Origin of the sequence: Streptomyces kebangsaanensis, assembly GCF_001906585.1 — a bacterium.
GTDB classification, from domain to species: Bacteria; Actinomycetota; Actinomycetes; order Streptomycetales; family Streptomycetaceae; genus Streptomyces; species Streptomyces kebangsaanensis.
Map to the genome: position 1 here is coordinate 56,117 of NZ_JUJA01000032.1, position 9,969 is coordinate 66,085.

General features: G+C 73.0%; 9 protein-coding genes and 2 pseudogenes. 8 read left to right on the plus strand and 3 right to left on the minus strand.

Annotation, left to right across the window (positions count from 1 at the left end):
* Positions 1-573, plus strand: a pseudogene (locus RH94_RS42115) (2OG-Fe(II) oxygenase family protein); the annotation flags it as partial.
* A 27-nt stretch (positions 574-600) separates the two neighbouring features.
* Here the strand turns inward: RH94_RS42115 and RH94_RS03060 are convergent.
* Entirely contained in the window at positions 601-1,701 is a 1,101-nt protein-coding gene (locus RH94_RS03060; RefSeq protein ID WP_073946113.1) for a citrate synthase 2, read from the minus strand.
* 298 nt (positions 1,702-1,999) lie between these two features.
* On the opposite strand from RH94_RS03060, the gene pdxH reads away from it, so the two are divergent.
* The 3 genes from pdxH to RH94_RS03075 all read left to right on the plus strand — a co-directional run bounded on the left by pdxH (position 2,000) and on the right by RH94_RS03075 (position 5,147).
* Positions 2,000-2,677: a pyridoxamine 5'-phosphate oxidase gene (gene pdxH / locus RH94_RS03065; protein ID WP_073946114.1), complete on the plus strand. Its 678-nt coding sequence runs from the start codon at positions 2,000-2,002 to the stop codon at positions 2,675-2,677.
* A 90-nt stretch (positions 2,678-2,767) separates the two neighbouring features.
* Positions 2,768-3,523 carry an SIS domain-containing protein gene (locus RH94_RS03070; RefSeq protein WP_073946115.1) on the plus strand — a complete coding sequence of 252 codons (756 nt, stop codon included), beginning with the start codon at positions 2,768-2,770 and terminating at the stop codon, positions 3,521-3,523.
* A gap of 133 nt (positions 3,524-3,656) precedes the next feature.
* Positions 3,657-5,147 carry a PAS domain-containing protein gene (locus RH94_RS03075; RefSeq protein ID WP_234425496.1) on the plus strand — a complete coding sequence of 497 codons (1,491 nt, stop codon included), beginning with the start codon at positions 3,657-3,659 and terminating at the stop codon, positions 5,145-5,147.
* A 4-nt stretch (positions 5,148-5,151) separates the two neighbouring features.
* Here RH94_RS03075 and RH94_RS03080 read toward each other — a convergent pair whose 3' ends face one another.
* Complete coding sequence (locus RH94_RS03080) at positions 5,152-5,541, minus strand: RidA family protein (protein ID WP_073946116.1); 390 nt, start codon at positions 5,539-5,541, stop codon at positions 5,152-5,154.
* A gap of 46 nt (positions 5,542-5,587) precedes the next feature.
* A pseudogene (locus RH94_RS03085) lies at positions 5,588-6,281 on the minus strand (metallophosphoesterase).
* Between the two features lie 116 nt (positions 6,282-6,397).
* Between RH94_RS03085 and RH94_RS03090 the strand changes: the two are divergent.
* The 4 genes from RH94_RS03090 to RH94_RS03105 form a co-directional block, all read left to right on the plus strand.
* Positions 6,398-6,892, plus strand: a complete 495-nt coding sequence (locus RH94_RS03090) for a CGNR zinc finger domain-containing protein (RefSeq protein ID WP_073946146.1) — start codon at positions 6,398-6,400, stop codon at positions 6,890-6,892.
* A 388-nt stretch (positions 6,893-7,280) separates the two neighbouring features.
* Positions 7,281-7,973, plus strand: a complete 693-nt coding sequence (locus RH94_RS03095; protein ID WP_073946117.1) for a metal-dependent transcriptional regulator — start codon at positions 7,281-7,283, stop codon at positions 7,971-7,973.
* A gap of 535 nt (positions 7,974-8,508) precedes the next feature.
* On the plus strand, positions 8,509-9,504 hold the full coding sequence (locus RH94_RS03100) for an alpha/beta fold hydrolase (protein WP_073946118.1): 996 nt from the start codon (positions 8,509-8,511) through the stop codon (positions 9,502-9,504).
* Positions 9,501-9,969 (plus strand): class I SAM-dependent methyltransferase (locus tag RH94_RS03105; protein WP_143203945.1); only part of this gene is annotated, 469 nt, incomplete at its 3' end. The genes RH94_RS03100 and RH94_RS03105, both read left to right, overlap by 4 nt.

Sequence of the window (9,969 nt, forward strand, 5' to 3'; positions counted from 1 at the left end):
GGTGGAGTCGCCCGCAAGCTGCTGCACGAGCTGCTGACCGCCATCGGCGCGCCCGCCGACTTCTACGACCCGCTCTTCGGCGAGCACGCCCACCCGCACCTCAAGCTCGTCCGCTACCCCGGCAGCGCCGGCGACGGCACCGACCAGGGCGTCGGCGCCCACAAGGACTACGGCTTCCTCACCCTGCTCCTGCAGGACGGGATCGGCGGACTCCAGGTACAGCGCGAGGACGGTCTCTTCCACGACGTGCCGCCGCTCCCGGGCGCGTTCGTGGTCAACCTCGGAGAGCTGCTGGAGGTCGCCACCAACGGCTACCTGGTGGCCACCAACCACCGGGTCGTCTCCCCGCCCGGCGCCACCGAGCGGTTCTCCGTGCCGTTCTTCTACAACCCGCGCCTGGACGCCCGCGTCGCCCCGCTGTCCTTCCCGCACGCCTCCACCGCGCCCGGCGTCACCGACGACCCGGGCAACCCGCTGTTCGCGGAGTACGGCCACAACGAGCTCAAGGGAAAGCTGCGGGCGCACCCGCTGGTCGCCCAGCGGCATCACGCGGAGCTGCTCAGCCCCGCGTGATGCGTCGCACGCGCGCGTGCGGTCGGGTCAGCGCGCGAGGTCCTCGTAGCCCTCGATCTCCCGAGGGCTGCGCGGGCCGGGGCCCACGTAGTGGGCGGAGGGACGGACCAGGCGGCCGGTCCGCTTCTGCTCCAGGATGTGCGCCGACCAGCCCGCCGTACGCGCGCACGTGAACATCGACGTGAACATGCTCGCCGGCACCTCGGCGAAGTCCAGCATGATCGCCGCCCAGAACTCGACGTTGGTGGCCAGCACCCGGTCCGGGCGGCGGTTGTGCAGCTCCTCCAGGGCGGCCTTCTCCAGGGCCTCGGCGACCTCGAACCGCGGGGCGCCGAGCTCCCGGGCGGTACGGCGCAGCACACGCGCGCGCGGGTCCTCGGCCCGGTACACCCGGTGGCCGAAGCCCATCAGCCGCTCACCGCGGTCCAGGGCCTTCTTGACGTACCCCACGGCGTCCCCGGTCCGCTCGATCTCCTCGATCATGCCGAGGACGCGGGAGGGCGCGCCGCCGTGCAGCGGGCCGGACATCGCGCCCACCGCGCCCGACAGGGCGGCCGCCACGTCGGCGCCGGTGGAGGCGATGACGCGGGCGGTGAACGTGGAGGCGTTCATGCCGTGCTCGGCGGCGGACGTCCAGTAGGCGTCGACGGCCGCCACGTGCTTGGGGTCCGGCTCGCCCCGCCAGCGGATCATGAACCGCTCGGTGATCGAGTGCGCCTTGTCGATCTCCCGCTGCGGCACCATCGGCAGCCCCTGCCCGCGCGCCGACTGGGCGACGTACGACAGCGCCATCACGGCGGCCCGCGCCAGGTCCTCACGGGCCTGCTCGGCGTCGATGTCCAGCAGCGGTTTCAGCCCCCACACCGGGGCGAGCATCGCCAGCGCCGACTGGACGTCCACGCGGATGTCACCGGAGTGCACGGGGATCGGGAACGGCTCGGCGGGCGGCAGGCCCGGGTCGAAGGCGCCGTCGACCAGCAGCCCCCAGACGTTGCCGAAGGAGACGTGACCGACGAGGTCCTCGATGTCGACGCCCCGGTACCTCAGGGCACCGCCCTCCTTGTCCGGTTCGGCGATCTCCGTCTCGAACGCGACGACTCCCTCGAGCCCGGGTACGAAGTCGGACATCAGGCGGCTCCTCGTGGGTCTGTGCGACAGATGGTGCGATGGGGGTGACGACCAAGTGTCGGATGTCGGAGATGTCGGGAACGGGTGTCCGCCGGTCGGGTCCACTGCCGAGGCCTGCGGCTCGCGGTCCGTGGCGGTCATCCCTGTCATGCCCCGTGCCGGTGACGGTCACCCCACCGATACGGCAGCAGCACCATAACCCCGAGTGTCACAGAAGGGGAGATGCACGGCACCCAGTGCCACTCTCTGGCCCGGGGCACCTCGTGGCGGCGCCCCGCCGATACGGCAAGATGACCGCGTGACCGACCGAGAAGCCGGCGAGACCGCCCCCTTCGACCTCGCCTCCATGCGCAAGCACTACCGGGAGGAGGGGCTGACCGAGGCCGATCTGGCCGACACCCCCGTGGCCCAGTTCGCCCGCTGGTTCCAGCAGGCCGCCACCGAGGGCCGGCTGTTCGAACCCAACGCCATGGTCGTCTCCACCGCGGACGCCGAGGGCCGGCCCAGCTCCCGCACGGTGCTGTTGAAGTCCTTCGACGAGCGGGGCTTCGTCTTCTACACCAACTACGACTCCCGCAAGGGCCGCGACCTCGCCCGGAACCCGTACGTCTCCCTGCTCTTCCCCTGGCACCCGATGGCCCGCCAGGTCATCGTCCAGGGTGTGGCCCGCCGTACCGGCCGCGACGAGACCGCCGCGTACTTCCGCACCCGCCCGCACGGCTCCCAGCTCGGCGCCTGGGCCAGCGCCCAGTCCACGGTGGTCTCCACGCGCGCGGAGATCGACACCGCCTACGCCGAACTGGCCGCCCGCTACCCCGAGGGCGAGCAGGTGCCCGTCCCGCCGCACTGGGGCGGCTTCCGGGTCGCCCCCAGGTCGGTGGAGTTCTGGCAGGGCCGCGAGAACCGCCTGCACGACCGCCTGCGGTACGTCGCCGGGCCGGACGGCGGCTGGCGCGTGGAGCGGCTGAGCCCCTGACGCACGCCGTCACGGGTGCCGTATTGACACGGAGGTGGTCCAGACCTCACCGTGATCCGCGACACAGCCTCCCGAAGGGACGGTCCGCGCATGAGCGACCGCACGCCGGCCGGTCAGTTCTTCGACGCCGCCATCGGCCTGCTGCAGCGGGTCCGCGACGAGGAGGCCGAGGCGATCGCCGCCGCCGGGACGCTGCTCGCCGACACCGTGACCGCAGGCGGCCGCCTGTTCGCCTTCGGGGCCGGCCACTCCTCCCTCGCCGCCCAGGACGTCGTCTACCGCGCCGGCGGCCTGGCCCTGATGAACCTGCTCGCCGTCCCCGGCGCCGTCGGCGTCGACGTCGTACCCGCCACCCTCGGCTCCGCCCTGGAACGCGTCGACGGCCTCGCCACCGCCGTCCTGGACAGCTCACCCGTCCGCTCCGGCGACGCCCTCGTGATCATCTCGCTGTCCGGCCGCAACGCCCTGCCCGTCGAGATGGCCATGAGGGCCCGCACCCTCGGCGTGCGCGTCATCGGCGTGACCTCGGTGGCCTACGCCACCGGGACCACCTCCCGGCACGCCTCGGGGACGTACCTGAAGGACCACTGCGACATCGTCCTCGACTCCAAGATCGCGGTCGGCGACGCCGAACTCGCCCTCGACACCGTCGCGGCACCCTTCGCCCCCGCCTCCACCGTCGTCACCGCCGCCCTCCTCCAGGCGGTCCTGGCCACCACCGCGACCACCCTCGCCGAACGCGGCACCGAACCCCCGCTGCTGCGCTCCGGCAACGTCGACGGCGGCCACGAGTGGAACAGCCGGATCTTCGACCGGTACGCGGACCGGATCTTCTACCGGCGCTGACGACGACGGCGGCGACGCCGACGGCGCACGGACACCTCCGCGGGGTCCCCGCGGGCTCTCCGCGGACGGCAATTCCTTCGATGTTGCGGGAACTCGGTGTGTGCTGGGTCACGTTCAAGTTGAATGAGAGCCAGTGAGTGAACCGACGCGCCGTACGTGCGGACGCAGCCTGCAGGGGGTCCAGGTGAGTGCTTCCCGGCGTAGTGGGGCCACCGACGAGCTCGGGCCGGACGAGCCCGAGCCGGAACGGGACGGTCCGCGGGGCCCGGACTGCCCCGACAGCCATGGCGGCTCCGATCTGCTCGCCGCCCTCCTCGACGGCATGGACGCCGCCCTGTGCGCCTTCGACGCCGACGGTGTCGTCACCCACTGGAACCGCGAGGCCGAGCGCATCCTCGGCTGGACCGCGGCCGAGGCCGTCGGCCGGCACGGGCTGGCCGGATGGGCCGTACGCAGCGCGGACGCCGGGGAGGTCGAGGGGCGGCTGATGGCGGCCATGCACGCCCCCGGACGGCAGGTGCACGAGTTCGCGCTGCTCACCAAGGACGGCGGTCGCGTACTCGTCCGCACCCAGTCCGCGGCCGTGCACGGACCCGACGGCAAGCCCGCCGGCCTGTACTGCGCCTTCAGCGAGGTGCACGCGCAGATCGACCTCGAGCGGTCCATCGCGCTCAGCGAGGCCCTGTTCGAGGACGCCTCCTGGGGTGTCGTCCTCGTCGACGCCGACCTGCGGCCCGCCGTCGTCAACGCCCACGCCGCCCGCGCCCTCGGCACCGGCCGCACGGCGGTCCTCGGCCGGCCGCTCGGCGAACTGCTCTCCCGGGGCGTGGAGGAGCTCGAGAGCGCGCTCACCCACGTGCTCGCGGAGGGCGCCCCACCCGCCCCCGCCGAGATCTGGGTGAGCGTACGCACTCCGGAGGGCGACAGGCGGCGCTGCTGGCGCAGCGGTTTCGTCCGGCTCGCCTCACCGCTCGCCGAGGAGCCGGTGCCGCTCGGCGTCGCCTGGCTCTTCGCCGACGTCACCGAGGCCAGGCAGACCGAACAGGAGGCGTCCCTGCTGCGGTTCCGCACCAACCAGCTGCACCGGGCAGCCCGCGCCGCCGCCGAGTGCGAGGACCCCGCCGAGGCCGTCACCGTCCACCTCGACTTCGCCCTCGCCGGCTTCGCCGACCACGCCCTGGTCGACCGCGTGGCAGGCGGCACCGCCCCGCCCGACCACGAGACGGCGGCCCCGGTCCGGCTGGTACGCGTCGCGGCCACGCCCTCCGTCGGCCCCGGCCCCAGCCTGCTCACCGGCCGGGCCGGACTGCCCGTCCGCTACACCGAAGGCCACCCCGCCCTGCAGTGCGTCGACCGCATCGGCTCCGTACGGGCCACCGCCGGCACCGCCTCACCCGAACAGGCACGTGAGTGGGCCGAGGCCCGCCAGTGGCCGCCCGACGCCGTGCACGCCCTGTGCTCGGTCCTGCGCAGCCGCGGCCGCACCCTCGGCGTCGTCACCTTCCTGCGCGCCGCCGGCCGCACCCCCTTCGAACGCCCCGACGCCGCCTACGCCGAGGACGTGGCCGGGCGCGTCGCGACCGCCCTGGACCTGGCCGGCCTGCTGAAGAACGAACGGACCTGAGAGGTCAGGAAGCCCGTCTGCGGGCGTACACCTCGATCTCGATCCTCATTCTCGGGTCCGCCAGCCCGCACACCATCATCGTCGCCGCCGGCCGCACCTCACCGAACACCCGCCGCAACACCGGCCAGCACGGCTCGAAGTCCTCCCGCGCGGGCAGCAGGTACCGCACCCGCACCACGTCCCCGAACCCGCACCCGGCCTCCGCCAGCGCGGCCCCGATGTTCCGCAGGCACTGCTCCGCCTGCTCCACCACGTCCTCGGGGATCGTCATCGTCGCGTAGTCGTACCCGGTCGTCCCCGACACGTGCACCCACTCCCCGTCGACCACGGCCCGCGCGTACCCGATCCGCTCCTCGAACACCGACCCACTGAGAACTGCCCGCCGCTCCGTCATACGCCGAACGGTAGGCGGTCGTGGCGGGCGTTGTCGGCCGGTTGGATCAGAGCACGACGCGGTAATGGGTGGTCGGTCGACCTGCGTCGTCCAGGATGTGGAAGGCGAGACCGGGCGGTTGGTCGCGGTCCGCGGCGCGGCCGCCCTCCCAGGGCATACGCAGCGTCCAGGTGATCGCCGGCCCCACGATCAGAGGGCGTCCGGCGAATGTCGAGGCCGCCGCGGTGTGGGCGTGTCCGGTGAGGACGGCGGCGACCCGCGGGTGTGCTTCGAGCACGCCGGAGTCGGGCAGCGGGTGGTGGAGTGCGACCGGCGGCCGGTGTCTCCCGCGGCAGTCCGGCGAGGGTGGTGTCGATCCAGGTGAGCGTCTGCTCGTCGAGGTGCCCCTCGTCGCGGCCCGGGACGGTGGAGTCGCACATCAGGACGGCCGTGCCGGCGACGTGGTGGACCTGGTCGACGGGGCCGTCGTCGGGCGTCTCGGCGAGCGGGACCTTCCGGTAGGCCGGGCGCACGTCGTGGTTCCCGGGGCACATGAGCACCGGGAAGGGCGCGGCCAGGATCCGAGCGGCTTCCTCGTACTCGGCCTCCGCGCCGTGATCGGCGATGTCTCCGGTGACCAGGAGAGCATCCGTGGGGCGAGGCAGCGCCCGCAGGTGGTCCATGACGCGGGTGGCGCGTCGGGTCGCTCTGTCGCTGCCGTCCGGGTGCAGGTCGCTGATCTGCGCGAGCAACACCGTCATGCTCTCCCCCTGTCCCTGACGGAAAATCCAGATTTTCCGTCAGGGACTCCGGGGTGTGCGTGTCGGGGTGATCAAGGGATGCTGCCGACCGGGCACGGACCGGGAAGGGAATGTCCATGGAACGCCGACTGGCCCCGGAACTGGCGAGCACGATCCGGCACGACGGAGACGGTGGCGTCGTCGACGACCTGGCCACGGTCCAGGGCGTGACCCGCCGGCTCCGTCAGCAGGAAGACCTGCTGCCCGCCGACATCCCGGCGGACGAGGACCTCAGTCTCAGGATCACCGAGGTGCGGCGAGCGGTTCGCGCGCTGTTCGCCCGAGTGGTCAGCCCCTCTCCGCCCAGCCGGGCGGACGTCCATCGCCTGATGCCCGCCGACCAGGCCTTGACCCATCTCAACGCCGTCGCCGCCGTGGACCCCGTCACCCCGCGGCGTGAGCAGCTGCGCGCCTGCACCGCGCCACGCTGCGTGCGCTACTTCGTCAAGAGCCACGGACGCCAGGAATGGTGCAAGCCGTCCTGCGGAAACCGCGCCCGCGCGGCCCGCCACTACAGGCGCCGGCGCCAGGCGTCCGAGTCCGCTTCTGCTTCTGCCGGGAAAACCTGTTGAGCATCTCCGGCCCGCTTCCTAAAGTGTCGTTTACACAGGAAAGGAGGTGATCGGGTACATGAGTGAAACCCGGACGCGTGAGGTGGCTGCGGGCTAGCGGCCCGTCGCCCCCCCCAGTGCGGTGCCGGGCCAGTGCGCGACAGATGCGTGCGGCCGGCCCAATTCCAAGCAGTCACCCGACCCGCGAGCTGCCGGTACGTCCGGCCGGCTTCTCCGTCGTTCGGACGGAGGGACCCAGCTCGCGGGTCGTCTGCGTGTGCGGCGCCTTCGGCCGAGGTTCCGACGGAGCGGTCCGGTTGTCGGTGGGATGGGTCAGAATTGAAGGTCAGGGCCAGCGCACGCGTCGGAGAGCCGCCGGGCTTCCGGCAGAGGTAATCGAGGGGTACGTATGTCCGGACTGATCGACACCACGGAGATGTATCTCCGCACCATCCTCGAGCTGGAGGAGGAAGGCGTCGTCCCCATGCGCGCCCGGATCGCGGAGCGGCTGGACCAGAGCGGGCCGACGGTGAGTCAGACGGTGGCGCGGATGGAGCGCGACGGTCTTGTCTCGGTCGCTCCGGACCGGCACCTGGAGCTCACGGAGGAGGGCCGCCGGCTGGCCACGCGGGTGATGCGCAAGCACCGGCTCGCGGAGTGTCTGCTGGTCGACGTGATCGGCCTGGAGTGGGAGCAGGTGCACGCCGAGGCCTGCCGCTGGGAGCACGTGATGAGCGAGGCCGTGGAGCGCCGGGTGCTGGAGCTGCTGCGGCACCCGACCGAGTCGCCGTACGGCAACCCGATCCCGGGGCTGGAGGAGCTGGGCGAGACGGACGGCGCCGACCCGTTCCTCGACGAGGGCATGGTGTCGCTGGCCGATCTGGACCCGGGGACCGACGGCAAGACGGTGGTCGTCCGTCGTATCGGGGAGCCGATCCAGACGGATGCGCAGCTGATGTACACGCTGCGCCGCGCGGGCGTGCAGCCCGGCTCGGTGGTGAGTGTGACGGAGTCGGCCGGTGGCGTGCTGGTGGGCAGCGGGGGTGAGGCCGCCGAGCTGAAGGCGGACGTCGCCTCGCACGTGTTCGTGGCCAAGCGCTGAGCCCGTCGGCCGGCCTGCGGGCCGGCAGCCGCCCCTCCCTCTCTTCGGTGATTCAGTGCGTCGAAGCGCAGCGTTCGGTCGTTTCCCGTGCCAGGCTGTTGCGAGAGGCATATGACCCGAAGGGGTGGGGAGGATGTGCCGTAGACATGTGGAGGGCCCCGGCGCCGTGCGGCGCCGGGGCCTGTCCTCCCCCCTGTGGCGACCCGGAGCCCCGAGCTCTCAGGGTCGTCCCCCTCGGACCTCTTTTCCCCGAGCGGTCCGCCTCCCGTTGGAGATCTCCCCATGGCGGCGGCGATCATTCCTTGCGGGGGGTCACTCGAACGAGGGGTGTTCGTGACGGAGAAGGCATTTTCGAATACGCATTCGATAGCCTGAATGTCTGGGAGTGACGGGTCCCCCGGGGCCTGCGCTGCAGGAATGTGTACGACGGCACGTACGGCACGTACGGCACAGGGAAAACGGAACACGGTTCACAGGACCGGTCGGCCCGACCGGGAGCGAGCGGTCCGAGCGGAGCTAGGGGGGTGCCAGACCAATGGTGCGGCGCATCGACGTGACCGGAGCGGACGGCGTACGGCTTGCCGCCTGGGAGTTCGGCGAGCCCCCGAAGGCCGGCCCGGACAAGGCCGCGCCCGGGCCGGGGCGGGCGGAGACGGGCGGGGACGGAGCGGGGAGGGACGGAGCGGGGCCCGGGCTGCCCTTCGTGCCCGCCCAGGCCCAGGCGCCCGAACCGCACCGACCGCCCGACACCGGGCCGGGGCGCACCGACGGCGTGCTGTTACTGCACGGGCTCATGGGCCGCGCCTCGCACTGGGCCTCCACCGCCCGCTGGCTCGCCGAGCGGCACCGCGCCGTCGCCCTCGACCAGCGCGGCCACGGCCAGAGCGAGAAGCTCCCGCAGGCGGCCTGCACCCGCGAGGCCTACGTGGAGGACGCCGAGGCCGCCCTCGAACAGCTGGGTCTCGCCCCGGCCGTCGTCATCGGGCACGCCATGGGCGCGCTGACCGCCTGGCAGCTCGCCGCCCGGCGCCCCGACCTGGTGCGCGGTGTGGTCATCTGCGACATGCGGGCCTCCGCGCTCGGCGCGGCCTCCCAGCGCGAGTGGGAGGACTGGTTCAAGGCCTGGCCGGTGCCCTTCGCCACCCTCGCCGACGTACGGAAGTGGTTCGGCGAGGACGACCCGTGGGTGGAGCGGCCGAACCCGGCGCGGGGAGAGTTCTACGCCGAGGTCATGCACGAGGGCCCGGACGGCTGGCGCCCGGTCTTCGAGCCGCAGCAGATGCTCACGTCCCGGGAGGCCTGGGTGTACGACGCGCACTGGGAGGAGCTGGCCCAGGTCCGCTGCCCGGCCCTCGTGGTCCGTGGCCTGGACGGCGAACTGGGCCGGGCCGAGGCCCAGGAGATGGTCCGTGTGCTGCCGCACGGCGAGTACGCGGAGGTGGCCGACGCCGGCCACCTCGTCCACTACGACCAGCCGGAGGCCTGGCGCGCGGCCGTCGAGCCGTTCCTCGACGCGGTGCTCGCCGGATGACCGCCCCGACGGCCGTGCAGGAGGCGTTCCTGAGGGCCTTCCACGCCGAGCACCCGGCGGTCACCGCGGACGCGTTCGCCGACGGCCGGGCCCCGGACGGGCGGTCCAGCTACGAGGTCCTGTGCGACCGGGTGGCCGGCGCCCGCCGCGTCCTCGACCTCGGCTGCGGCGACGGCGTCCTGCTGGACCTGCTCGCCCGCACCGAGGGGCGGCGGCTCGCCGGCGTGGACCTCTCGCCCGAGGCGCTGGCCCTGGCCCGGCGCCGCCCGTCCCTGCACGCGGCGGCGCCGGCGGAGGCGAGGGCGCAGCGGCTGCCGTTCGCCGGCGGCGCCTTCGACGCCTGCGTCTGCCACATGGCGCTGATGCTGATGGGGGACGTGGACCGGGTCGCGGCGGAGATCGCCCGGGTGCTGTCGCCCGGCGGCGTGCTGGCCTGCGTGATCGGCGGCGGCGCCCTCGGCGGGG